The sequence below is a fragment of the Vibrio sp. JC009 genome, from assembly GCF_029016485.1.
Taxonomy (GTDB): Bacteria; Pseudomonadota; Gammaproteobacteria; order Enterobacterales; family Vibrionaceae; genus Vibrio.
This window is the reverse complement of sequence record NZ_CP092107.1, coordinates 579,452-603,190: the sequence shown is the minus strand read 5'-3', so window position 1 is coordinate 603,190 and position 23,739 is coordinate 579,452. Positions and strand designations below refer to the sequence as shown.

The 23,739-nt window shown below is 45.1% G+C and carries 21 protein-coding genes; 15 read left to right on the top strand and 6 right to left on the bottom strand.

Annotation, left to right across the window (positions count from 1 at the left end):
• Positions 1 to 191 precede the first annotated feature (191 nt).
• Positions 192 to 1,493, top strand: coding sequence for a sulfatase-like hydrolase/transferase (locus L3Q72_RS17650; protein WP_275133481.1), 1,302 nt, complete (start codon positions 192 to 194; stop codon positions 1,491 to 1,493).
• Positions 1,494 to 1,695: 202 nt separating this feature from the next.
• Positions 1,696 to 2,910: an anaerobic sulfatase maturase gene (locus L3Q72_RS17645; protein ID WP_275133480.1), complete on the top strand. Its 1,215-nt coding sequence runs from the start codon at positions 1,696 to 1,698 to the stop codon at positions 2,908 to 2,910.
• A 1-nt stretch (position 2,911) separates the two neighbouring features.
• On the opposite strand, the gene L3Q72_RS17640 is transcribed toward L3Q72_RS17645, so the two are convergent.
• Positions 2,912 to 4,609, bottom strand: a complete 1,698-nt coding sequence (locus L3Q72_RS17640; protein ID WP_275133479.1) for a response regulator — start codon at positions 4,607 to 4,609, stop codon at positions 2,912 to 2,914.
• Positions 4,610 to 4,864: 255 nt separating this feature from the next.
• Between L3Q72_RS17640 and L3Q72_RS17635 the strand changes: the two genes are divergently transcribed.
• The 4 genes from L3Q72_RS17635 to L3Q72_RS17620 all read left to right on the top strand — a co-directional run bounded on the left by L3Q72_RS17635 (position 4,865) and on the right by L3Q72_RS17620 (position 9,395).
• Positions 4,865 to 6,253: a ferric reductase-like transmembrane domain-containing protein gene (locus L3Q72_RS17635; protein WP_275133478.1), complete on the top strand. Its 1,389-nt coding sequence runs from the start codon at positions 4,865 to 4,867 to the stop codon at positions 6,251 to 6,253.
• Between the two features lie 23 nt (positions 6,254 to 6,276).
• On the top strand, positions 6,277 to 6,492 hold the full coding sequence (locus L3Q72_RS17630) for a ferredoxin family protein (protein WP_275133477.1): 216 nt from the start codon (positions 6,277 to 6,279) through the stop codon (positions 6,490 to 6,492).
• Positions 6,493 to 6,497: 5 nt separating this feature from the next.
• Positions 6,498 to 8,273, top strand: coding sequence for an FAD-binding protein (locus tag L3Q72_RS17625; RefSeq protein ID WP_275133476.1), 1,776 nt, complete (start codon positions 6,498 to 6,500; stop codon positions 8,271 to 8,273).
• A 105-nt stretch (positions 8,274 to 8,378) separates the two neighbouring features.
• The gene (locus tag L3Q72_RS17620) at positions 8,379 to 9,395 is read left to right on the top strand and encodes a hypothetical protein (protein WP_275133475.1); all 1,017 of its coding nucleotides are present in this window, start codon (positions 8,379 to 8,381) and stop codon (positions 9,393 to 9,395) included.
• Positions 9,396 to 9,486: 91 nt separating this feature from the next.
• Here the strand turns inward: L3Q72_RS17620 and L3Q72_RS17615 are convergent, their stop codons facing one another.
• On the bottom strand, positions 9,487 to 9,888 hold the full coding sequence (locus L3Q72_RS17615; RefSeq protein WP_275133474.1) for a hypothetical protein: 402 nt from the start codon (positions 9,886 to 9,888) through the stop codon (positions 9,487 to 9,489).
• A 244-nt stretch (positions 9,889 to 10,132) separates the two neighbouring features.
• Here L3Q72_RS17615 and L3Q72_RS17610 point away from each other — a divergent pair, with 244 nt between their 5' ends.
• The 3 genes from L3Q72_RS17610 to L3Q72_RS17600 are packed head-to-tail and all read left to right on the top strand — an operon-like array spanning position 10,133 to position 14,442.
• On the top strand, positions 10,133 to 11,977 hold the full coding sequence (locus L3Q72_RS17610; RefSeq protein WP_275133473.1) for an ABC transporter ATP-binding protein: 1,845 nt from the start codon (positions 10,133 to 10,135) through the stop codon (positions 11,975 to 11,977).
• Positions 11,974 to 13,770 (top strand): ABC transporter ATP-binding protein, encoded by a 1,797-nt coding sequence (locus L3Q72_RS17605; protein ID WP_275133472.1) that lies wholly within the window; start codon positions 11,974 to 11,976, stop codon positions 13,768 to 13,770. Before L3Q72_RS17610 ends, L3Q72_RS17605 begins: the two co-directional genes overlap by 4 nt.
• On the top strand, positions 13,771 to 14,442 hold the full coding sequence (locus tag L3Q72_RS17600; RefSeq protein WP_275133471.1) for a TetR family transcriptional regulator: 672 nt from the start codon (positions 13,771 to 13,773) through the stop codon (positions 14,440 to 14,442). It begins immediately after the preceding gene.
• 80 nt (positions 14,443 to 14,522) lie between these two features.
• On the opposite strand, the gene L3Q72_RS17595 is transcribed toward L3Q72_RS17600, so the two are convergent.
• Together L3Q72_RS17595 and L3Q72_RS17590 are read right to left on the bottom strand one after the other, a co-directional pair.
• Entirely contained in the window at positions 14,523 to 15,395 is an 873-nt protein-coding gene (locus L3Q72_RS17595; RefSeq protein ID WP_275133470.1) for a metal ABC transporter permease, read from the bottom strand.
• 124 nt (positions 15,396 to 15,519) lie between these two features.
• Complete coding sequence (locus tag L3Q72_RS17590) at positions 15,520 to 15,726, bottom strand: type B 50S ribosomal protein L31 (protein WP_275133469.1); 207 nt, start codon at positions 15,724 to 15,726, stop codon at positions 15,520 to 15,522.
• A gap of 97 nt (positions 15,727 to 15,823) precedes the next feature.
• Between L3Q72_RS17590 and L3Q72_RS17585 the strand changes: the two genes are divergently transcribed.
• A complete protein-coding gene (locus tag L3Q72_RS17585; protein WP_275133468.1) occupies positions 15,824 to 16,195 on the top strand; it encodes a MerR family DNA-binding protein in 372 nt (123 codons plus the stop codon).
• A 266-nt stretch (positions 16,196 to 16,461) separates the two neighbouring features.
• On the opposite strand, the gene feoB is transcribed toward L3Q72_RS17585, so the two are convergent.
• Both feoB and L3Q72_RS17575 read right to left on the bottom strand, forming a co-directional pair.
• Complete coding sequence (gene feoB, locus L3Q72_RS17580) at positions 16,462 to 18,963, bottom strand: ferrous iron transport protein B (protein WP_275133467.1); 2,502 nt, start codon at positions 18,961 to 18,963, stop codon at positions 16,462 to 16,464.
• Positions 18,964 to 18,983: 20 nt separating this feature from the next.
• Entirely contained in the window at positions 18,984 to 19,217 is a 234-nt protein-coding gene (locus L3Q72_RS17575; protein WP_275133466.1) for a FeoA family protein, read from the bottom strand.
• Between the two features lie 238 nt (positions 19,218 to 19,455).
• Here L3Q72_RS17575 and L3Q72_RS17570 point away from each other — a divergent pair, with 238 nt between their 5' ends.
• The 5 genes from L3Q72_RS17570 to L3Q72_RS17550 all read left to right on the top strand — a co-directional run bounded on the left by L3Q72_RS17570 (position 19,456) and on the right by L3Q72_RS17550 (position 23,580).
• Positions 19,456 to 19,767, top strand: a complete 312-nt coding sequence (locus L3Q72_RS17570; RefSeq protein WP_275133465.1) for a hypothetical protein — start codon at positions 19,456 to 19,458, stop codon at positions 19,765 to 19,767.
• Between the two features lie 29 nt (positions 19,768 to 19,796).
• Positions 19,797 to 20,582 (top strand): DUF4198 domain-containing protein, encoded by a 786-nt coding sequence (locus L3Q72_RS17565; protein WP_275133464.1) that lies wholly within the window; start codon positions 19,797 to 19,799, stop codon positions 20,580 to 20,582.
• Between the two features lie 192 nt (positions 20,583 to 20,774).
• Entirely contained in the window at positions 20,775 to 21,086 is a 312-nt protein-coding gene (locus tag L3Q72_RS17560; RefSeq protein WP_275133463.1) for a hypothetical protein, read from the top strand.
• A 2-nt stretch (positions 21,087 to 21,088) separates the two neighbouring features.
• The gene (locus tag L3Q72_RS17555; RefSeq protein WP_275133462.1) at positions 21,089 to 21,964 is read left to right on the top strand and encodes an ABC transporter ATP-binding protein; all 876 of its coding nucleotides are present in this window, start codon (positions 21,089 to 21,091) and stop codon (positions 21,962 to 21,964) included.
• The gene (locus tag L3Q72_RS17550; protein WP_275133461.1) at positions 21,964 to 23,580 is read left to right on the top strand and encodes a DUF4857 domain-containing protein; all 1,617 of its coding nucleotides are present in this window, start codon (positions 21,964 to 21,966) and stop codon (positions 23,578 to 23,580) included. Before L3Q72_RS17555 ends, L3Q72_RS17550 begins: the two co-directional genes overlap by 1 nt.
• Positions 23,581 to 23,739 lie beyond the last annotated feature (159 nt).

The following is a 23,739-nucleotide window of genomic DNA, read 5'->3' as shown; positions in this document are numbered from 1 at the left end:
CTCGTTACTTATCAAGCATAGTCGACAAAAATGACATTAAGGCTGGTTTTGCTGTATCTGTTTCAAATTTTAAGAAAATAAAAAGCGAAAACGTGGCTTTACATAGCTTTACTTCATCTAAACCAGATCTAAACTAGTCTGTGCTCCGCTCTCATTAGAATTGATGAAACGGACAACCAAAGGGACTAAATATGAAGCTTTCTTCAGCGATAAGCACGGCATGTCTGACGGCACTGCCTTGTATGGCGATGGCCAATGAAGCACCGAATGTTTTGTTGATCATTGCCGATGATATGGGAATCGATGCGTCCAGCTGTTACTCGCTGGGTGATCAGCAGGCAAATATGCCTAATCTGGAAGCGCTTTGTGAGCAGAGCATGGTGTTTGAAAATGGCTATTCTGCACCGGTTTGTTCGCCAACAAGGGCAACTATTATGACCGGGCAGTACGGCTTTCGTACCGGCGTTGGGGCAGCGATACCCCCACGGGGAACAAATGGGCTGTCGGCGGATGCAAACTCACTTTTTGATCTGCTGGATAAAACGGATTACAGCGCCAACCTGTTAGGTAAATGGCACTTAGCGGGAGCGGGTGAGTCTCTGAATCATCCTGAACAGCTGGGCGTGCCGGACTACTTTGGTATGTTCAAAGGTGGCGTTCGTGATTACTTTACCTGGCCCGCAGTTACCCATGGCAGCCGGGTAAAAGTAAACAACTACTCAACCACTGAAATAACCGATAAAGCCCTGAACTGGATGGATGAGCAGAAAAATCCATGGTTCCTCTGGCTGGCTTATAATGCGCCGCACACCCCGTTCCATCTGCCACCGGCTGACTTGCATACGGCCGGTGACCTGCCTTCGGATGCGGACTCCATTAAGAGAAATCCGCTGCCTTACTACAACGCTATGTTAGAGGCGCTGGATAGTGAAATAGGCCGTCTGCTGACATCAATGGATAAGAAAACCCGTGACAATACGGTCATCATGTTTGTGGGTGATAATGGGACGCCAAATCAGGTTACGCGAGGATTTTATGGTGACCATGCCGCGAAGGGCACCATTTATGACAGTGGCACCCATGTTCCGTTTATCGTTAACGGACCGGGCGTTAAGCCGGGAAGAACCGATGCTTTTGTTTCTACTTCGGACCTTTTCGCCACAGTTGCCGGTTATGCCGGAGTAAAGGTGGACTCATCTGACTCATTCGATTTCCGTCCTGCACTGAGCGGCGGAAAGGGTGAACGTGATTATGTTTATGTTGAACACTTCCAGGAAGATAAGTCTGATTCTAAACCAAGCGATGTTTTTGGCTGGGCAATCAGGGAAGGGCAGTACAAGTTGATTCAGATAGAGGGTGAAGAGTCGAAACTTTACGATTTGTCTGTCGATCCTCGTGAAGCCAATAACCTGCTGGCAGACGGGATCTCAGACAGTGAGAAGAAAATCATAACTGACATTCGTGCCCGTTATGAAATGATTCGTAATTCCTGATAGCCTAATTAGGCCCAAATGACGTCATCCCCGCGAAGGCGGGGATCTACTGTCAACGCGTTGTAGAGTAAATTGATCCATTTACCTTACAGCCCGCAGTGAGTAGATTCCTGCCTCCGCAGGAATGACGAAAAACCGGGCTTTATCATAAATTTATGCCCCGACTATGGCGATTAGAGAATAAAGAACCCCGGAGTATTTGATGTCCAAAGTATTTCACCTGATGGCAAAACCAACCAGCTTCCACTGCAATCTGGGTTGCGACTACTGTTTCTATCTGGAAAAAGAGAAGTTTATTAAAGCACCTTCCGGAAGCAAGCAAGGCTACGCCATGAGTGATGATGTACTCAGGAGTTACATCAAAAACTACATTGCCAGTCAGCCGACGCCGGAGGTTGAGTTCGCCTGGCAGGGTGGTGAACCCACATTAGCCGGGCTCGGTTTTTTCCACAAGGTTCTGGAATACCAAAAGCGCTTTGCCAACGGAAAACGTATCCGCAACAGCCTGCAGACTAATGGCGTACTGCTGGATGAGCAGTGGTGTCGTTTTCTTAAGCAGAATAACTTTCTGGTGGGGTTGTCCATCGACGGGCCGGAAGAGCTGCATAATGCTTACCGGGTGACGAAAACCGGTCAGCCGACGTTTAAAATTGTGATGAGAGCGGTTGAGCTACTGAACAAGCATGGCGTGGAGTTTAATACCTTAACCGTAGTAAACGATATCAATGTCAAACACCCCAAAAAAGTGTATGACTTTTTAAAAAGCATTAATTCAACCTTTCATCAGTACATCCCGGTTGTTGAAAGCCGGGCCCGGTTTGGAGCAGGTAATATTCAGACAGTCTCTGTGGCTGATGCGTCAGAAGATCTGCTGCCGTTTAGTGTGGATGCCAAAGAGTACGGCAGCTTTATGAATACGATTTTCGATCAATGGGTGAGAAATGACGTATCGAAAGTCTATGTTCAGCTGTTTGAAAGTGCCTTAGCAGCCTGGGCCGGATATCAGCCAAGTTTATGTGTATTTCAGAAAACCTGCGGTGATGCCATGGTGATTGAGCAGAACGGGGATATTTACGCTTGTGATCACTTTGTTTATAAAGGTCATAAGGTTGGAAATATATTGCAGGATAAGTTAGCAAAAGTTCACGCCAGCAAACAGCAGCGTAAGTTTGGCCGGAGCAAGGCTGACTTAAGCGCCGGGTGTGAAGCTTGCCGGTATAAATTTGCCTGTCATGGTGACTGCCCGAAACACCGTCTGGCAACCGATAAAAACGGTGTTTCCTATAGCGTCCTGTGTGACGGTTATAAAAGCATATTCAGCCATATCGATCCTTATATGCAATATATGGCGAAAGCTCTATCCCAGGGCATGCCTGCCAGCAGTGTGATGAGTGTGGTTAACCAGATTAGCCGGTAATCTATGCTTTGGCGTTATTGAGTAAAGCGGAGAGATGCGCCACGCTGACTGGTTTGGATAGATGCTCGTCCATACCGGCACTGATGCACTCGTCAATATGCTCCGGTAAGGTGTGCGCAGTCAGAGCCACAATTCTTACAGCCTGATGTCTGTTTTCTGCTTCCCAGTTACGGATTTGCCGGGTTGCTTCGTAACCATCCATAACCGGCATCTGGCAATCCATCAGGATCAGGTCGTAGCGGCCTTTTTCTTCGGTCGCTTTTTGTACGGCTTCCTGACCATTACCGGCAATATCAACCTGCGCGCCGTGGTGCTCAAGCAGTTTACGGCAAACCATCTGGTTGACTTTATCGTCTTCAACTAACAGAACGTGAAGGGTTCTGTTTTCGGCTTTCTGCGTTGCCGGTTCCTGATGACAAGGTTTATCGGTTTGTTCGAGAACAATGCTGAAGGAAAATGTTGTGCCTCTGTCTACGACGCTCTCCAGTCTGAGTTTGCCACCCATCAGGGAAAGTATCTGAGAGCAGATGGACAAACCAAGCCCGGTTCCGCCGTACCGGCGTGTGGTGGACTGATCGGACTGAGTGAAAGGCTTAAACATTTCAGCCTGTCTTTCAGGCGGTATGCCGATCCCTGTATCAGTAACAGCAAAATCCAGTCTGAATTGTTTCTGGCCTAACGGCTCTCCGGCCACATTCAGGCGGACAAACCCTTTTTCGGTAAACTTACAGGCGTTGTTTAACAGGTTAGATAACACCTGATGCATGCGGACAGAGTCAGTCACAAAGCATTTATCTACCAGTTCCGGACCAACGTTCAGTTCTATTGCCAGTTCGTCGGAAGCACTGGCTTTATATGGCGTAATGGTTTGGATCAGAAATTCGTTCAGATCGACCGGACGGCGCTCAAGGGTGAGTTTTCCTGCATCCAGCTTAGAGTAATCCAGAATGTCGTTGATAACGGTAAGCAGGGTTTTACCTGAATGCTGGATAACTTCAAGATGTCTTTTGTCCTGCTCGGTTTGTTCGCTGAGTTTTAAAAGTTCAACCATGCCAAGAATTCCGCTCATAGGCGTCCTGATTTCATGGCTTATATTCGCCAGAAACTGACTTCTGGCTTCAAGTGCTTCTTCTGCAACCTGACGGGCATGGCTTAATTCTGCGGTACGCTCATCAACCAGGTTTTCCAGCTCCTTGTTAAAGTTTTCAAGATCCTGCTCTGCTTCTTTCAGGCGCTTAATCTGCATCCAGGAGCGGATTGCTGCAATAACAGTGGTCAACAGGCGGGATCGGGTAAGTTCACTCTTTGATTTGTAATCGTTGATATCGTAGTTGGTGATGGTATCCAGCTCCGGAACCTGCCCCGGTTGTCCGGTTCTTAAGACGATTCTTACATCGTCGCGTTTCAGATCTTCGCGGATAATCTTAATGGCATCCAGACCTGCGTGATCGGTCTCCATCACCACATCCAGAAGAATCAGAGCGATATCATCATTGCCTTTTAATACTTCAATGGCTTCTTCTGCACTGTACGCATGCAGAAAGTTCAGCCGCTTGCCAAGAACATCATAGCCGTCAAGGGCGAGCAGCGTGACATCGTGAACCGCCTTGTCATCATCGACAACAAGCACGTTCCAGTAACCTTGCGGCTCTGTTTCCTTTACTGGTTCTTCTGAAGCAAATACTAATCGATCACTCATCATATTGATTCTGCGCCCGGTCTCCTAAAATATGTCGGCAATTTGTACTTTAACAAAGAGTTATCTCTATTAGTTATAATAGAGCATGTTATCAGGTTAGTCTTGATAAAATAAACGCTAATTACCCTTAACCCACCCTTAACCCTGAGCCGGGTATTGTTCATTCCATATCAGCCAAAGTACAAAATATATCCACAGCAAGCTGATAAGTATGGTTGGAAAAATAATTTTCATATAAATACTTGGAAGCGAACAATGAATACAGAAGCAATTACCCTGGAGCAGCCGGGGGCTAAGCTGATACGTTCGAAGCTGCATATCAGGCATGGAAAACTGCTTGCCGGTTATGCGGTTTTACTGAGCCTGCCATTCGTGGCGGCGCAAATGCTGAATATGGATAACAAAGGGCTCTATGTCACAGTCCTTAGCATTATCAACCTTGTTGCCATGATGGCGTTTTTCGTTCAGTTCCCGCTGGGCAGCCGTGTTAAACAAATCCCTCTGTTTGCCAATATCGACTGGAGTATGTCTAAGCACAAGACAATCGGCCAGTGGATTGGCGGCTTTTTTCTTCTTCACCCGGTGCTGCTTTTAGCGCCGAAGTTCATTCAGTCCTATGACGACGGAATCAGAAGCCTGGTTGAGGTCATTACCGCGCCTCAGATGCTGACAGGTGTTATCGCCTGGGTAGCCATGATTGTCTGGACTCTGATGGCCATATTTAAAAACCGCCTGAAAATGAGCTACGAAACCTGGCGCCTGACTCATATGCTTGGTTTTGTGGTGATTGCCGTTCTGGCAACCCTGCATATCACCAGCGTCGGCAGTCACGGTCAGTTTGATACTGAGTTTAATACCCTCTGGTGGGTGCTTTGCAGCGCTTCGGTACTAATAGTGGCTTATAACTACATCGCCAAGAAATTTATCGTTAAAGCTAAGCCATTTACCCTGGTGGATGTGACTAAGGTGAGCAGCCGCGACTGGCAGGTAACCTTAGAGAAAAACGGTAATGATGACTTTGATTTTGAAGCCGGACAGTTTGTCTGGATGAATACCAGCGGTTCGGTATTTAGCATGAATGAGCACCCGTTCTCTATTGCTTCATGCAGAGATGATCTGCCTAGCCTGTCTATGGTGATTCGTGAGCTGGGTGATTATACCTCTCAGTTGAATACCCTGTCTGTTGGTCAGGAGGTCTATATAGACGGCCCTTACGGCAGCATGAGTTTAGCTGATAGTAAGAAATCAGACTCAGTTCTTCTTATTGCCGGTGGTGCGGGTATCGGACCTATGCTCAGCCTGCTCAGAGAGCTTGCGGCAAACAATGACAAACGTCCTGTCCGTCTTATCTACGGTAACGGTGACTATCAGCAGATGGTGCTGCAGGATGAGATCAAAGCGCTGGAGCAACAAATGCCTGATTTTCGTCAGCAACTGGTCTGCATGGAGGCATCATCTGAGGCCGAAATGATGGAAGGAGTGATCGATAAAGCGTGTATCAGCAAGACGATGCAGAGTATGAGCGCCGGTAACAGCAGCGTTTACCTGTGCGGTCCGCAGGGCATGATCACAGCGGTGAAAAAGAGTCTTAAGTCACTTGATATTCCTTCATCCGATGTTCACTACGAACAGCTTTCATTTTAATCACAGGTTATAGAGGTAACGATATGCCAATTAGTCAGATATCCGGTTGTATAGGTTGCAAAACCTGTGTGGAGAGCTGTCCTACGGATGTAATTCAGTTCGATGAGAAAACGAAAAAAGCGGTCATTGCGTATCCGGAAGACTGCCAGATCTGCCACCTTTGCAGATTGTACTGTCCGGTGGGTGCGATAACCATCACCCCTGAAAAAACATTGCCGGTTATGGTTTCCTGGAGGTAGCGAAGATGAGCAAAAAAATAGATATGTCGAGACGTCAGTTTATCGGCGTTGCTGGTGGTGTGATTGGCGCTTCCATGTTTGCATCGGCAGCTTTTGCAGCAGATGCTCCGGTTGAGAATATGCCGAAAATTGATGCGGATGACTTTACTCAGGAGTCCCATGATACGGATGTGCTGGTTATCGGCAGCGGGTTTGCCGGTCTGTTTGCTGCGGTAAAAGCGCACGATGCGGGCGCTAAAGTGATGATGGTATCCAAAGGGCGTCTGGGCAGTTCCGGTCTGACGCCATTTGCTAAGGGCGTTTTCTCCTACGATAAAGCCAACGCTTCCATGAGCATTGATGACTTTGTGGCTAAGGTGTCTGAATCTGCCATTGGTACCAATAACCCGGTATTTACCCGCCAACTGGCGGAGCACTCCTATGACAGGGTTGAGGAGCTAAAATCATGGGGATTTTTTGACTCTCCGCTGTGCAATAAGTCTTTCTCAGTTCCTATGGATGAGCGCAATATTCCTCGTAAAGAGCGAATTATGATCACTCACCTGATGAAAGAGCAGGGACGTGTGGTTGGCGCGGCAGGTTTCAGCATGGATGAGAACAAGGTGGTGTTCTTTAATGCGAAAACCGTGGTGCTTTGTACCGGTTCCGGCGGCTTTAAACCCAACGGTTTCCCTATGTGCGATGTAACGCATGACGGCACCATTATGGCCTACGATATTGGCGCTGTCGTCACGGGTAAAGAGTGGAACGACGGTCACCCCGGCTCTGCGGAGAACTCAGGATCCTGCTATGACAACTGGCATGGTCAGATTGAAGAAAAACCAGGGGTAACAGGTGTTATGGTTAACCACCACCTTGGTGTTGATCTTAACTATGAAGCTTATGTGAATGGTGGCGTTAAGCCAATGGGGCCGCCTCCTGGCGCCGGTGGGCCGGGAGAAAAACCGCCTGAGCAGGATAATGACCGCTACTCTTCAGGGCCATATGTTCCGGAAGCATTCAGACAAACAGGAATGCCTCCAAAGCCGGAAGAGAGCAAAGGCATTTTTTCTCTGTTTAGCAAATCAGGTCATTCAGGCCCTCCGGGAATGGGCGGAAACCAGGTGGGTGGCTCAACGGCAGGTATGGCAATTCACAAGGCGGAAGGCATTGTTCCTGTTGATGAGACCGGCCTGAGTTCTGTCCCGGGTCTTTACGCTGCCGGTGATGCGCTGGGCTCTTATATGTCAGGAGGTATCTACACCCAGATTGGCGGCTCTGCAGCCGGTTCATGTATTCAGGGGACCTTTGCAGGTGAAGCTGCTGCAAAAGCCAGTCAGTCTGTTGAGCAGATCCAGGTGAGCAAAGCTAAGCTGGAGCAAATTCAGGAAGAGATCCTTGCACCACTGAAGCGAAAACTTGGATACAGCCCGGCATGGGTTACTCAGGTTCTTCAGGGGGTGATGATCCCGAACTTTGTTCTCTACATCAAAAAAGAGCGAATGATGCAAGGCGCACTGGCTTATGTTGAAGAGCTGAAAGAGCACCATGCACCTATGCTGCTGGCAGAAGACCGCCATCAGCTGCGTCTGGCACATGAGACTAAGAACATGATCATCACGGCGGAAATGAAACTTAAAGCCTCAATGATGAGAACGGAAAGCCGCTGTAGTCATTTCCGTCTGGATTACCCGGAGATAGATTACGAAAACTGGCAGGCGTGGCTCAATATCCAGAAAGGTGATGACGGTGAAATGGTATTTACTAAGCAGCCGTTTGATAAGTGGCCTGAGCTTAGCTGATTTAGTTGTTATCTGAAAGGAGGTAGGTGATAACTTGGGCATGCATCACCTGATACGACACTCTCTTCCTACTTTCATTTAGGAGATTTTTTAAGAAGAACTAAAGTGTCTAATCACACGCCGAGCATGCGTCTGTTACGTACATTCTGGGGGCAAAAGGCGCAGGCGAATGAGTTTGGACAGATCCAAATCAAACCAAGTATAAAAGAGTGCTATAACAGAGTGGTGCCACAATCGTTTTGCCCAACTCTTCGCACTGACAGTTATCAACTAACGGTATCAACACAGCAAAACATGAAACAAGACTGTGGTTCGCTTCCACTTTCCACTATTTGGCGTGTGATACGCCGAGCTGCAGTGGGACAAACTGCTGAATGGATTAGTGAAGATTTAAATATTCCAGTAACAACGGTTCTTCAATTACTTGAACTTGATAGCATGCTTACGCAAACCAGTCTTCCAAAATCGAAACACAAATTGGCACCGCATGTGAATTACGCCAAGCTGAGACGCAGTGATGTTAAGTACTTGGAAAACCTGATTAGCCGTTTTGATTATGCTCAAAAATTAGGACACCTAAAGGACATTGAGCTTAAACAACTACTCGAACTGAGGAGTGATTTTGTAGCTGGCAAAGACTTTTTGCTGCGCACCACCAAGCAACAGCCAGTGGTAACGCTGGTTAAGCTGCTTAAAACAATGGGCATCAAAGAAGAGCTTATCAGCATAAAGTGGTACTTCCCAAGCCTTACATGTATGCAAAAAAAACAACCTGATGAGTATTATGCTCATTACCAATCGTGGGTGAAACTCATGTGCGAGCAAGCGGACATCTGGCATGGTGAGATTAGAGTCTTGATACCAAAATCAGCCAATGCTTCTATCGTCAACAAGTTTAAGGATGAACAAATCATCAAAAGTGACGATGGCTGTTTTTTACCATACCAAGAATCAGGCTTCGTAAGTGTACATGTACGGAAAGATAATGCCGTTGCTGGGAAATCAGCAATACATAAAACTGCGAAACTCAAACGAGGGAAGGGATTTGTGAGTTTTGTGCGGTTAGTGATAATATTACTAATAATCATTAGAGCTGATCTACCTGCGCAGAGACAAACTTAACGTACGTAGGTGGGTCAAAAAAGTTGTCCATTGACAATATATATGTTCTCGGTAAATATCTAGATGCAATCCTGCCAATGCTGATGTGGCATCATCCTGATGCGCTATTAGAACTAACCAAAGATGATTTTAACTGATTGATAGTCTTGGAATACATATTATATTCCATTTCACAGTTCACTTTAGTGCTTTGTATTTCTAGGCTGTCAATTAAGGCAAGAAAAGCACATTCATACGTATTGTTTTTGATTGCTTTACCAAGTTCCAGTGCTGAAGATAGATACGTATTTAGTAAACTTCTGTCACAATGAAGAGCAGGGCATTGGTTACACAAGTTATTTTCTGCTAACACAAAAGCCTTTTTGTAAAATATTGCCGCAGATTCCCATTGTTGTCGCTGAGCCATACTGTTACCGCTACCCATTAAAAGTTGCCATTGATGTTCCCAATCTGAGCTGCTTAAATCTGTTTTGTCTGTTATTTGATCTTCCATGACCCACCTCTTATCTATGTCTAGAAAAAGACAATTTGTTTTAAGAAGCGTTAATAATAACACTTGCAATCATTGTTGGAAATGATAATTGTTACCATTTGAGGAAGGTTGAACTTTTTCCTTGTTGACGTGCGTTTGAAAATTAATTAGCAACATGATGTTGCAAAATGATATTAAAGCAATAAAATGAGAACTATTCTCATTAATTGTTAGAGTTGTTTCTACGCTCAATCGTAACAGGGTTATGACAATTAAAGATCAGTTAGGGAGCGATGCACCCAATGATAAGGCATCAACCGAGCAATTTTCACCATCGCCGGATTATCTGGCTAGTTTACGTCTGGTCTCAGGGTTTATCACCGGATCTCGTCTGAAACTCATCGCAGCTGTGTTTCTGGCAACCGCTTCAGTAGCATTAGAGCTGGTGCCCATATGGGTGGTATACCATTTAATTGTTCAATATATCGAACAATCAGTGGAACTTTCGCAGATTTGGTATTACGCAGGCATATCGCTGGCAGCTATCGTTAGTGGGTTTGCGCTACTGGGGCTTTCTCTTGGTCTCTCTCATATTGTGGCCTTTGATGCTATTTATGGATTGCGTAAAGCGATAGCCCGGCATATGTCTACATTACCTCTTGGTTACTTTTCTAATAAGAAAAGCAGCGATGCCAAAAAGCTGATTATCGATGAGCCGGAGAAACTGGAACTGATTATTGCTCATGGTTTGCCGGAGGGGGTAAGTGCACTGGCTATGTGGATAGCAGTTTCCGTCTGGCTGTTTATCGTTGATTGGCGAATGGCGATTGTCTCCATCCTGGTCACTCCGGTTTCCTTTGTTCTTCTGGTGATGGCAATGACTAAGGGTGGAAAATACGCTTACGATTACCAGTCAACTAATCAGGTGATGAATGCCTCCATTATGGATTTTCTGTCCGGGATTGCCGTTGTTAAGATCTTTAACCGTACCGGAGAAAGTTTTCGTCAGACGAAAGAAGCCATTCAGGCGTATACCAATGTGGAGAAACAGTGGGGCAAGGCATATATCCCTCTGGGAGGCAGCTTCTTTAGCCTGGTGTTGACTAACATTGTGTTTATTTTACCGGCCGGACTGTTCTTTATGGCCGCGGGTGAGATTGAACTCTCTACACTGGTTTTCTTTGTCATACTAGGTGCAAATTATAGCCAGCCTCTGCTTAAACTCTTTAACCAGTTTCACCAGCTTGCTCATATCAGTATGGGCTCTATGCTGGTGGATGATTTGCTCAGTGTCAGACCTCAGGAAGACAACAAAGCTGTGTTACCTCTGACAAAAGCAGATGTTTGTTTTCAGAATGTCTCCTTTTCCTATGGCGAAAATGAGGTTATACACGATGTCTGTTTTACCGCGAAGGAAAACAGCATAACGGCTTTGGTCGGTCCATCGGGGTCGGGCAAAAGCACCCTCGCAAGTCTTATTCCCCGGTTCTGGGATATTCAGAGCGGCAGTATTACCATTGGCGGATATGATGTGAGAGAAATGGGGCTGAGCCAGTTAATGGATACCGTGGCTTTTGTATTTCAGGATACGTTTCTGTTCACAGACACGATTGCAGAAAATATTCGCTTTGGTGTGCCATATGCCAGTGATGAAGAAGTTATCGCAGCAGCAAAAGCAGCTCAGGCACATAACTTTATTTCAGAACTTCCGCAGGGTTATGCCACAAAAATAGGTTATGACGGGACTAAACTTTCCGGTGGCGAACGTCAGCGTATTGCTATCGCCAGAGCGATTCTTAAAAACTCGCCAATTATTATATTGGATGAGGCAACTGCCTTTGCTGACCCTGACAATGAAGCTCTGGTCCAGCAGGCCATTAGCCGGCTGGCAAAGGGGAAAACCGTTATTGTTATCGCACACAGACTACATACGATTGCCAATGCTGATCAAATCCTTGTTGTGGATAAAGGGAGTCTTGTGGAATCCGGTCAGCATGACGCGCTTCTCGCTAATGAAAGCCTCTATGCCAGCCTTTGGCATGACTACAATCAGGCACGTAATCAGAAACTGAAACAGAGTGACCACTCAGAGACAGGAGTGACAGCATGAAACAGGGTATAGATTCTCACGCTACAGATAATCCACAAATCCGCTCTGAACTGGACAGTATGAAACAGCTATGGAAGGTCACAGGCCCGCAACGCCGTCATGTATTGGCAGGTATCGCATTTCGCTTTGCCCAGTCTTTTTGCCTTGGTCTTTCGTTTGCGGTCGTCATCCATGTATTGGGTCAGCTAGCTGATGGTGCAACCATGACCTATAGGTGGACATGGTTAATTACGGGAGTCATGTTTATTTCACTTCTCGGTCAGTTAGTCTGTGGTTATTTTTCGGCAACTTATAGCTGGCAGGCCAGTTTTGACGTGGCGGGAATGCTGCGCCTTTCCTTGCTTGAACACTTAAAAAATCTTCCGCTTGGATTTCATCTTTCTCGGAGCAAAGGTGACACAATTTCGGTGCTGACCTCAGATATGCAGATGCTTGAAAGCTTTATGTCTGATGCGCTTCCGCGTATAGCACAGGCATTCGGTCTCCCTGTTGCCGTGCTTGGATATCTGTTTTATCTCGACTGGCCAGTTGCGGTCAGTGCTTCTGCCTCCATTATGATCAGTATTCCTGTCTATCTCTGGTCCAGCCGTCAGTTAGCCAAACTGGGTATTAAACGCCAGGACACACAGGCAGACGCTTCTGCTTCAATGATTGAGTTTGCGCAGGGCATTGCCGTTATCCGTGCGTTTAACCGTTTAGATAAAGGGATGGAAAAGTTCCATGTGGCACTCTCTGCGTTCAGGGATATCTCAATTCAGGCCGTGGTTAAGCTCACCGCACCTTTGGTTACCTTCGCGGCGATTGTTATGTGCGGTGTTCCTGTTCTGATCATGGTATCTGGTACTCGTTTCCTTGCCGGGGATGTTGATACAAGTACTGTAATAGCCGCTCTGGTTCTGGCATTTTCGCTATACAGCCCGTTAGTTGGCCTGATCGCTGTGATGGAAGTTACGCGTATGGCTGATGCATCACTTTCCCGTATAAACAGGATCATTAATGCCAGACCGCTTTCGGTTTGCAGGGAACCGGTTGAGCCTGAAGGGTTTGCCATTCGTTTTGAGGATGTGGGATTTTCTTATGACAAAGGAAAACCTGTTCTGAGTAACCTCTGCTTTAGTGTCCCTGAAAGATCGGTAACCGCAATTGTCGGACTTTCCGGCTCGGGAAAAAGTACCATACTCAATCTGTTACCTCGTTTCTGGGATGTTGAAAGCGGAAAAATTACGCTGGGGGGAGCAGATATTAAGATGCTGGCACCGGAAGAGTTGCATCAGATGATTACCATTGTTTTTCAGGATGTGTACCTTTTTTCCGGATCCATTTATGAAAATATCGCGTTTGGCTCACCTACGGCCAGCGCAGAAGAGATTATTCAGGCGGCAAAGTCAGCTCAGGCTCATGAGTTTATAGAAGCTCTGCCCGAAGGATATGATACCCGTGTAGGAGAAGGTGGTGCTGCACTTTCAGGAGGTGAACGTCAGCGGATATCCATCGCCAGAGCAATCCTGAAAGATGCCCCTGTTGTTCTGATGGACGAAGCGACGGCGGCAATTGATCCGACTAATGAGCGGGCGATTCAGTCAGCATTAAGCGCTCTGGTTAAAGATAAGACACTGATTATTGTCGCTCATCGTTTATCCACAGTACAATCAGCTGATCAGATTCTGGTACTGGAAAACGGGCAGATAGCAGAATCGGGAACCCATAAGACACTGCTTGACGGTCATGGTTTATATCATAAACTGTGGGAACGCTGGTCAAATGCCGCAGACTGGAAAATTAAAACACATTAAATGAAAAACACAACCAAACAGCGGGTGGGGCGTCCTGCCCGCATTTCTCAGAATGATGTATCTCAAGCCGCTCTTGATATAGGGCTGGATAAAGTTACCGTAAAAGCGATAGGACAACATCTGGGTGTTGATCATTCTTCTTTATACCGGCATGTGAAAAGCCGTAACGATATCTTATATGCAGCAACAGACAGTGCTTTTTTGAGTATTAAAAGCCCGCAGCAAACGGATCACTGGCGTTTATATATTGAAGCCATTGCAGATCAAGTCTGGGAACTCTATGAACGCTACCCCGGTCTGGCTGATCTGGTGCGAACCATGGATAGAATTCCTTCATCAGCAATACGTCTTTTTTCTTCCACCTGTCTGGTTTTGGAAACGCATGGCTTTAGCAAGCAGGATTCGGTTCTGATTGTGGACAGTGTATTTGATATGACATCTGAAGCTTCAGTCGGATGGAAGCGTCTTACTCAGCCGAACCGAAATGGTGGGAATATTGGTGAAAGTCGGATGATGTCGTGGAATGACGTCGCAGAAGAGCATGAAGAAACCGCAATACATGTTGAGATATTTAACCAGATAATGAAAGGCGGAGCGAAAAACTGGTGGTGGAAAAAACTGTCGCTGGTTTTAGATGGAGCCGAACTAAAGCTAAAAAATACCGTCGTTTAAAGTCTATGTTATCTAACCTCTCAGATTAAAAAATGCACTACTTATTTAATTGGGTGAGAACAGATGAACCAAGAAATCTTCTAAGCCGTTTTTCTCTGATATAGCCTCTGTAGTGTATTTACCGTTTTGTTTGATAACAGCATAGTTACGTATATCACACCACCTAAGATCACAGTTGTTGAACCGGTCGGAACGGTAAATATATAACTCAGATACAGACCGCTGCTGGTAATGAGTGCACACACAAGAATGGATACCAGCATCATGCTTTTCATGCGCTTTGTATAAAGAGCAGAAATGGCCGGGGGCAATGTTAGTAAGGCGATAACCATAACAATGCCTACAATGTTGATCATTAAGATAACTGTCAGCGCCACCAGTATGATAAGGAAGGTCTCGTAAAATGTGGTATTGATGTTTCTTGTTCTGGCGAAATCAGAATCAAAAGAGGTCGATATAAACTGGTTAAAAAACAGTAAACTAAATAAAGTTATTACAGAGCTCAACGTCAGGATTGTTATCAGATTATCCCGGGAAATAAGCAATATGTTGCCAAACAGGTAGCTCATAGGATCAATGTAACCGGGTGTCAGGTAAATAAATATCAGGCCCAGCGACATACCGATTGCCCAGATACTTCCAATAACCGTATCCAGCCTGGCATTGGTTTTTGTAATCGCCAGACTAATGATCAGTGCCGATATAAGAGCGAAAATAACTGCACCACCCATAGGTGAAATGCTGCTAATACTCATCACTGTGCTCAGATACAGGGCGAGACCTATTCCGCCTAATGAGGTGTGGCTCACCGCTCCGGCTATGTAGGTCATTCTTTTCACTACAACGAATGAGCCGATAATGCCAAATGGTATACTGGAAAGCAGACCGGCCAAAAAAGCATACCGGATGAATGCTACATCCGGATTGGTTAACGCTGTAATAAATTCGTTCACTATACTGCCTGCCTGTAAGTATTTCCTTCCAACTTTGAACCATATCCGGTTTCAAATGGCGTGTTTGTTAAAGACGCATTCTGCGCAAAATAGCTATTTAACGGGAGCTCTCTTAATTGTCTGTTTACATGAAATATGCGATTCTCTGTTTTCCTGTATAGAAAGGGTGAGATTCAGAAGACACCTCAATGGTCATATAAGGATAGGTTTTGCCGTCTTCCCACTCAATGGTTCGTTCGGTCTTCAGAGTAGAGCCAATTAAAAAGTATTTATCGACACTTGTATCGTGGAAAACAACGGTGCGATAGTCTGGATGAATGCCTTGTTTCATGATTGCTCCTAATTAAAATGTTATAACATAACAGTTGTGTATGATAATGATTTTCATTAAATGAGTCAGCAAGCCTTGATCGAGCCAAAAAAGAGCCGTGAATGGCTATCGTCAATATGATCAGAACTGTATTGATAGAGTGAAGTTTATTTTTCATGCCAAAGAAGTAGGACTCTCTCTTAGTGATATAGAAGAGTTGTTGTCGATTAAAATTGAAGCTGAACAACATACTTGTCAGGAAGTAAAAAATATCACCGAAGCTAAATTACGCGATATTGAGCAGCGAATTATTCAGCTACAACATATTCACGATGCATTGCAGATGATAAGTGAGCGTTGTCGCAGTGGTTCCCACCTGGTAAAGGATCTCTGTAAGACGTTTAATAGTATCCTGTTGTGCTTTGTTAGAAGCGGAAATTGCTGGCTTGAGAATATAGAGAAGAAAGATGAAAAGACTAGGACATTATAATAAAGGTACAGCTATTGTCTTAACTTTTGCTGCAAATTGATCAGGGGCTTACTCGCCTCTGTGTACCCACTGAAGAACGAGAATAAGATATAGAGCGCCCAGTGATAATTAGGAATGGGTGATACAGTCGGTCACTTTTTAAGTGAGGCTGTAGTGAACCTCAATAACATGAGCAGACTACAGCCTTATTTGGTCAGATTTGTCGATCATTTTTCTTTATAGAACCAGCAAAGGAGCTACAACCATTTCCTCGTACATATCTCCTCCTAGTCCAGATTTTTAACCGGTATCTCTTTTGGCATCATTTTACGCCGTATCCAGTCTTTCATACCTAAAAGCAACACGAGTATCAGGCCAGTGAAATAAGCCCATGACATTGCTTCAATACCGCTCATATTAAAACCGGTACCCACAGAGTAAACTATAGTCGATACTGTGAAACCTATCAGAGTTGGCAAGAATATAGATAGAAGCATCCATTTATACTCACCAGTCTGTACTTTAATCATCATTACCGTTGCCAGACATGGAGGGTAAAGAATAAAGAACAGAATCAGTGCAACAGCTGAAACAGCACCATGGCCCGCAAGTTCACTAGATTCACCCATACGATCTTCAAGCTTCTGGTTACTATCCTCATCCTGCTGGAATAGTACACCAAGCGTTGCAACACTACTTTCTCTAGCGGCAAATGAAGAGAATAGCGCAATGTTTACTTTCCAGTCGAAGCCAGCGTATTGAGTGACCGGCTCGATAGAGCGACCGAAGCTGCCCAGAAGTGATGCTTCCAGTCTGCGCTCTTTCATCTGACGTCGGATTTTCTTACGTTCTGATGCCAGTTTTCTCAACGCTTTGCTGACAGTTTTTGCATCTTTGTTGCCTTTTGGTGGCTTAACAAAATTGTAGAATTCAGCATCACGCTTAGTGAATTTTTCAGCAACTGCTTTTGAGCCAGCAGCACCCTTAGCATTTAGTTTGGCACGCTTGTAATCTGTGTAGTAGTTCACCAGATCAGGCAGTGAGTTTTCGTCAAACTTGCCAGCGTACTCTGTTTTAGCAATCTTCTTCTCAAAGGTTGCTACTGCTTTTTCAGCCTGTGCCTGGAACTGAACTTTTTCATTTTTCGGTACACCAGGGAACTGAAGCAGTACAAAGATAACTGTCGATACAGCCAGAACTATGGTTCCCACTTTACGCACATACATCCAGGTACGTTCTAACGAGCGGGTAAGCACACTACGAACCGTTGGCAGGTTGTAACGTGGCAGTTCCATAATAAATGGTGCGGTCTCAGTGCGGCGAAGTACGGTTTTAGTCAGTAACTTCGCAACTAAAAGAGCGGCAATAATTGAGAACGTCGAAATGTAGAAGGTCATCAGAGATTTGTCTTCTACAAAGAAGATACCCAGCAACAGAGTATATAGTGGTACTTTCGCCAGACAGTTCATAAACGGAACGGTCAGGATTGTCGCCAGTCTGGCCCGGTTATCAGGGATACCCTTGGTTGCCATTACGCCAGGTACTGCACAACCACCGGCAAATACACCAGCCAGTATCATTGGCAGGGTGCTCTGGCCGTGCAGACCAAACTTGCTCAGCATCTTGTCACAGATAAAGGCGATTCGCGCCATATATCCGGAATCTTCAAGAATTGCGATCATGGCGAACAGAATCAGGAAGATAGGAATATAGTTAAGCAGTGTGTTGGCTGAGTCTACTACCCACAGACCCAGAGAGCGCACATAAGGGTCATAGAGGAAGCCTGCTTCAGGCAGGATTCCCGCAACAATTTCCCTTAACGATGCCAGGTACGGCCACCAGTAGTTGGTTAACTCGTAGCCGTAAACGATAGCGCACTGATAGATAATAAATACTGTTGCGACCAGACAGATTGGTGCACCCAGTTTGCTTAACACGATACGGTCAAACTTTTGAGTGAAGGTCTTTTCATTGGCTTTTCGTTGTGCGAACTCTGCGCAAACAGAGAGTAAGCGACTTACTACCAGTTGCCTTTGAGCCACAATGTAGTCACTGATACCCACAGAAAGTGCTTCATCGATTTTTGTCTGCTCTTCTGTAAGTGCGTCTTTAATCGATTTAACACTATCCTGATCAGCGTGTTTCTCAAACCAGGAGGTAGCTTCCTGATCTTTTTCCAGTAGCCTTATTGAAAGCCAGCGCGTTGCAGGAGCATCATTAAGGTGCAATTCTTCCAACTGGTCACTGATTCGTGAGATAGAGTCTTCCAGTTCCGGGTAGGCGATTCTGAAGTTGCTCTTTTCCACGTCAGTAATAACGTCAGATATTTCGTCAACACCTTTGCCCAAACGGCCGATACATTCTACAACTGGCGTGTTTAGCTCTTCAGAAAGCTTGGCTGAGTTAATTGTGATGCCTTCAGATTTGGCAACATCCATCATATTGAGTGCAATAGCGACTGGCAGCTCCAGCTCCATTAGTTGCAGGGAAAGGTGTAGGGAGCGGTTAATGTTCGCAGCATCCATTACATTCAATACGACATCAGCGTGCTCTTCACGTAGTGCCCGGCGGGCGACACGCTCTTCAAGGGAGAAGCTGGTTAAACTGTAGGTTCCCGGAAGATCGATAAGCTGATATGAGCCGTTTTTATTGGAGAAGTAACCGGTTTTTTTATCTACAGTGACGCCCGGATAGTTGGCCACATGCTGGCGGGCACCAGTCAGCATGTTAAAGATGGTGGATTTACCGGCGTTTTGCTGACCTGCCAGCAGGATTTTTTTTCTGTTCATATTGGATCCCCGACAGACGACTAACTTAGACGGTTAACTATTACTGTTTCAGCTTCCGTTGCTCTTATTACTACGTTGGTTAAACCAACTCTTATTTCCAGTGGATCCCCCATAGGCGCAAAGCGTACAAGTTCTATTTCGACCTCGGGCATCAGACCCAGATCCAGTAAGCGTTGTCTTACAGCGCCTTCAGCGTGGTGTGAAAGAATGGTTCCTTTATCACCAGGCTTTAATTCTGACAATTGCATTTTCATTTACATCTTATTCTTCGCCTAAAACAGACAGCAATTTTAACGGTCAGGCTTCTGATAATGTAGTTGTTAATGAGAACAATTGTCATTAACTTGATGTAGGTCAAAGTTTAGAGCATTGCTAATAATAATCGCTTTTATTCGCAGACTGAATAATTAGTATAGTTGAGACAACACAATTGCCATTGTGTTTTTACTCAATGGAATTAAGTAACGGCCGAATACTTAATAAGGAATAACAATGAAAAAACTTCTTATGCCAATGATTGCTGCTGCACTATTCAGTGGTCAGGCTTTAGCTCACACTCCTTTATGTTCTTGTTACGACAATGGTGACGGAACTGTTTTATGTGAAGGTGGCTTTTCTGATGGTTCATCAGCAGCTGGCGTTCCTATGACAGTTTTGGACATGTCCGGTAAAGAGCTGATTAAAGGCGAAATAAATGAAGATGGCGAATATGAGTTCGATAAGCCGTCTGGAGATTACAAAGTACTATTTAACGCAGGTCCTGGTCACGCTATCGAGATCATGGGTTCTGATATCGTTGAATAAACATTGCTAACATTAGGGAAAACAAAGAAATGAAAAAAATCGCACTACTTGCAGGTACAGCAGCGCTAACTCTTTCTGCAGCATCTCAGGCACACTTCCAGCTGATGTACACGCCAACGTCTCAGCTAGAGAAACCAACTACTATCGACATGAAGCTGGTATTCGGTCACCCAATGGAAAATGGTCACACCATGAACATGGGCATGCCTGAAGAATTCTTTGTAATGTTCAAGGATAAGAAAACTGACCTTCTTAAAGATCTTAAGGCTATCAAGTGGAAAGGCCACGACAACGTAGCTGATGCTTACGAAGTTGAGTATAAAGTTAAGCGTAATGGTGATTACATCTTCGGTCTTGTTCCTGCTCCTTACTACGAAGGTGGTGAAGACATCTACATCCAGCAGATCACTAAGCGTTTCATCAACAAAGGTGGCCTGCCAACAGGTTGGGAAGCTCCTCTTGGTCTGAAAACTGAGATCGTTCCTAAGAATAAGCCATACCAGGTATTCGCAGGTAGCACATTCACAGGTCAGCTTCTTTCTGAAGGCAAACCAGCGGCAGGCGTTGAGTGTGAAATCGAATTTATCAATACAGAAGTTGATTCTAAAGTTAACTCATTTGGTAAAGGTACATTCAGAGATGCACCAGGATCAGCTATCGTAGCAATCACTGATGATGCAGGTATGTTCACTTTCGGTATTCCTAAAGCTGGTAAGTGGGGCTTCGCATGTCTTGGTTCTGGTCCGGACACAGAGTACAAGGGCAAAGAGCTTTCTCAGGACGCAGTTCTGTGGATCGAAGCTCAGGACCTATAATCAGCCAAACCTGATTAATGTCTGAAGATATATGAAGCCGGCTATATGCCGGCTTTATTTTTGTTGTGTAGCCTATGTTTATCGAATTGACTGATTCAGAATATAAATAAGTTCAATTTTACTAATCATTGGCTGAGCCATAAAATAAACGCTATTGAGAATTATTCTTAAAAAATGCCAAGGGAGATTTTTATGAAACTTAAACTATTGCTGGCTGCTACAGCTGCCATGACACTTTCCGGTAATGTGCTGGCACACACTGCGTTGATGGCTTGTTACGATGAAGGTAATGGTTACATCAACTGTGAAGGTGGCTTCAGTGACGGAGCGAGTGCAGAGGGTGTTGAGTTCCGTATTGAGCAAAACGGCTCTGTAATCATGCAGACCAAGCTGGATGAGTTTGGTGAGGTTTACTTTGAGAAACCTGCGGGTGATTTCACTGTTGTACTAAACGGTGGTGAAGGGCACGTAGTGCATATTGATGGCAAAGATATCTCGGAGTAATCATGAGTGGGATGAAAAAGGATGCGGTCATATCCATTTCAGATCTGCATCACAGTTACGGGCCTAAGAAAATCTATGCCGGACTCGACCTTGAAATAGAACCCGGCACCATATTTGGTTTGCTGGGTAAAAACGGGGTTGGTAAATCGACATTGATCAACCTCCTGATGGGCTACCTAAAGCCGCAGAAAGGCGAGTGCCTTATTTTTGGTGAACCGGCGAACTACCTTTCTCCGGAAACCAGAGCGAGAATAGCGCTGCTTTATGAAGGTTTTATCAGCTATGACTCTATGAGCATAGAGCAGGTAGAGGTGTTCTTCTCTTCTTTCTATCCTAAATGGCAGAAGAAGTATTTTCAGGAGCTGATTGACCTGATGGATATCAGTATGCAGCAGCCTCTTTCATCTCTTTCTTTCGGTCAGAAATCTCAGGTAGTGCTCGGACTTTTGTTAGCTCAGGATGCCGATTTGTTGATTCTGGATGACTACTCAATGGGACTGGATGCGGGTTACCGCCGTCTGTTCGTTGACTATCTTGATGACTATCTGAATGGTACGGATAAGACCGTGCTTATTACTACTCATGTGATGAGTGATCTGGAGTCTTTAGTAGACCAGATTGCGATCGTGGATCGAAGCACCAACGTCTTTAAGAGTAGTATGAAAGAGTTCAATGACACCTTCCGTTGTTACACATCTGATGAACTGACTGAAATCCCGGACTCTCCTTTGATTCAGCGTAAAGAAGTGCATCGTCAGCAACCACTTATTTACACCTTTAGTGAGAAGGAAGAGATGGAGAAGGAAATGTCGGTTCCGCTGACAGAGATTCCTATGAGCTTTGAAGAACGTTTTCTGGGATATGTAGGTAAATACTGATGATGTTTAGTGCAATTTATACAAAAGAGTGGTTTAAACTCAGAAAACCAGCCTACGCGCTTTGCGCTGCGGCTCTGGTTATCGGCTATTACTTCTGGTTTAACCTTTCCGGTCAGTACGCCAATATTGAGCCTGAATCCATGATGTGGTACCGGTTGGCACACCTGGGTGACAAGCCGTATAGCTGGCTTCTTTACTGCTTTGTGTTAACGGGGGCTATTGTTGCCGGGCTTCAGTATGTACCGGAAGCTACAGGAAAGAAAGTGCGTATTCTGACGCACCTGCCTGTATCGCTGAATAAGGTTGTGGTTAAGCATATTTTTGCCGGTGTTGTGATGATACTGGTGGCCAATGGTATTCTGTCGGCGATTACAGTTCTCGCATTTAGTGTTTATTACCCGTCAGACATTATTCATACCGCAATAAAAGATATGTTGTTTGGGCAGCTGCCTGCGATCGCTATCTATCTTGGTTTCGCGGCAGTGATTGTCGAAAGCGACTGGAGACGCAAATCTTCTAAAATGCTTCTAAGCGCGATAGTGACATTTGTGCTGTTAAAAGATCAGTATCAGCCTGTTGACCTGCTTGGTATTGTTGCCATTATCTGGCTGGTGTTACCTATTATTGACAGTTTTCTGAGTGTCAAAACCCGTCGTATCGAAAGCAAAGTTTATCTTCTGAGTATTCCAGCTGTTTTCGTACTGTTTGCAGTATTGGCCGGGACGCGCTTATATAATGAGTATGCGGTAAGTCATACCAAATACTATGTGTTCTACTCTCCGGTGCTTAATGATTTTGTCTATCAGGAGAATGGTCCCAATCACACTTTCTTCTATGGAACACCAAGTGCCAAAATGGAAAAAGACCAGTTTGAGGAGTCACTGCCATTTGTTTACTGGAAGAACCTGGATATACAGGGAAAACTACCGGTTGATATCGATGGTGTAAGCTATGACAAGAACAAGATCCGTAAAGCTCGCATGAGCCTGCAATACGATGCGTCAAGACTGACTAAACCTGAGGTAACCATCTATCCGTTCTTTAATCCTATCAGCCACAAAGGCTCGATTCGATTCCCGGAGAATATGTTCTCGCTTAAATCTGACCGGTTTGAGGTTTACGCGGCGGAAACCGCAGAACCGAATGTTGAACTGGCTAAGGAAGTGAACGGACTGGCAGATAAAGTGGGTATTGACTTCCCGATCACTGAGGTATGGGGTAAAACAACCAATATGAAGCCGTTCGATTGGGGTTACTTTATCAAAGACAGTGCTGGTGAGATCTTTAACCTGAATCGTGCTGACGATGAGGCTCACCTGAAAGCAGTGCCTGTACCGGAAGAGGTGGGTGATATTGTCTACATCCAGGTTTCAGAGAACCGGCATAAGAAATTCTACGGTTATGCGATATCAGCAGCCAGCAAGGTTTATCTGATCTCCTATCCGGACTACCAGTTTATTCCGCTGGAAATGGACGGCTTTGATTACCGTACTATGTCGTTCCAGTTATTGTCAGATCCTCTCTACTATGTAATGAGATTTGATGATGGCGAGAAGTACAGTGCAGTCCGTTATAGCAAGGATTACCAGATGTTGGATAGTGCTGTGTTTGAATAAGTGTAAAGCTTATTAACAATAAAAACCCGGTTGTTAGCATCCGGGTTTTTTATTGTGCGAAAGAAACTTGATATAGGGCAGGTTTTCCTCTGTTTGCTACCAACTATCAGGATTTAAACTTTACAAACCTATTTTTGATAATGATAATTGCTATCATTA

Excerpts from the sequence above, each read along its gene's own strand:
- L3Q72_RS17615 (WP_275133474.1), bottom strand. The coding sequence starts at position 9,888 with ATGGAAGATCAAATAACAGACAAAACAGATTTAAGCAGCTCAGATTGG.
- L3Q72_RS17605 (WP_275133472.1), top strand. The coding sequence starts at position 11,974 with ATGAAACAGGGTATAGATTCTCACGCTACAGATAATCCACAAATCCGC.
- L3Q72_RS17610 (WP_275133473.1), top strand. The coding sequence starts at position 10,133 with ATGACAATTAAAGATCAGTTAGGGAGCGATGCACCCAATGATAAGGCA.
- L3Q72_RS17550 (WP_275133461.1), top strand. The coding sequence starts at position 21,964 with ATGATGTTTAGTGCAATTTATACAAAAGAGTGGTTTAAACTCAGAAAA.
- L3Q72_RS17645 (WP_275133480.1), top strand. The coding sequence starts at position 1,696 with ATGTCCAAAGTATTTCACCTGATGGCAAAACCAACCAGCTTCCACTGC.
- L3Q72_RS17555 (WP_275133462.1), top strand. The coding sequence starts at position 21,089 with ATGAGTGGGATGAAAAAGGATGCGGTCATATCCATTTCAGATCTGCAT.
- L3Q72_RS17640 (WP_275133479.1), bottom strand. The coding sequence starts at position 4,609 with ATGAGTGATCGATTAGTATTTGCTTCAGAAGAACCAGTAAAGGAAACA.
- L3Q72_RS17630 (WP_275133477.1), top strand. The coding sequence starts at position 6,277 with ATGCCAATTAGTCAGATATCCGGTTGTATAGGTTGCAAAACCTGTGTG.
- L3Q72_RS17575 (WP_275133466.1), bottom strand. The coding sequence starts at position 19,217 with ATGAAAATGCAATTGTCAGAATTAAAGCCTGGTGATAAAGGAACCATT.
- L3Q72_RS17635 (WP_275133478.1), top strand. The coding sequence starts at position 4,865 with ATGAATACAGAAGCAATTACCCTGGAGCAGCCGGGGGCTAAGCTGATA.
- L3Q72_RS17625 (WP_275133476.1), top strand. The coding sequence starts at position 6,498 with ATGAGCAAAAAAATAGATATGTCGAGACGTCAGTTTATCGGCGTTGCT.
- L3Q72_RS17650 (WP_275133481.1), top strand. The coding sequence starts at position 192 with ATGAAGCTTTCTTCAGCGATAAGCACGGCATGTCTGACGGCACTGCCT.
- L3Q72_RS17590 (WP_275133469.1), bottom strand. The coding sequence starts at position 15,726 with ATGAAACAAGGCATTCATCCAGACTATCGCACCGTTGTTTTCCACGAT.
- L3Q72_RS17560 (WP_275133463.1), top strand. The coding sequence starts at position 20,775 with ATGAAACTTAAACTATTGCTGGCTGCTACAGCTGCCATGACACTTTCC.
- feoB (WP_275133467.1), bottom strand. The coding sequence starts at position 18,963 with ATGAACAGAAAAAAAATCCTGCTGGCAGGTCAGCAAAACGCCGGTAAA.
- L3Q72_RS17570 (WP_275133465.1), top strand. The coding sequence starts at position 19,456 with ATGAAAAAACTTCTTATGCCAATGATTGCTGCTGCACTATTCAGTGGT.
- L3Q72_RS17565 (WP_275133464.1), top strand. The coding sequence starts at position 19,797 with ATGAAAAAAATCGCACTACTTGCAGGTACAGCAGCGCTAACTCTTTCT.
- L3Q72_RS17600 (WP_275133471.1), top strand. The coding sequence starts at position 13,771 with ATGAAAAACACAACCAAACAGCGGGTGGGGCGTCCTGCCCGCATTTCT.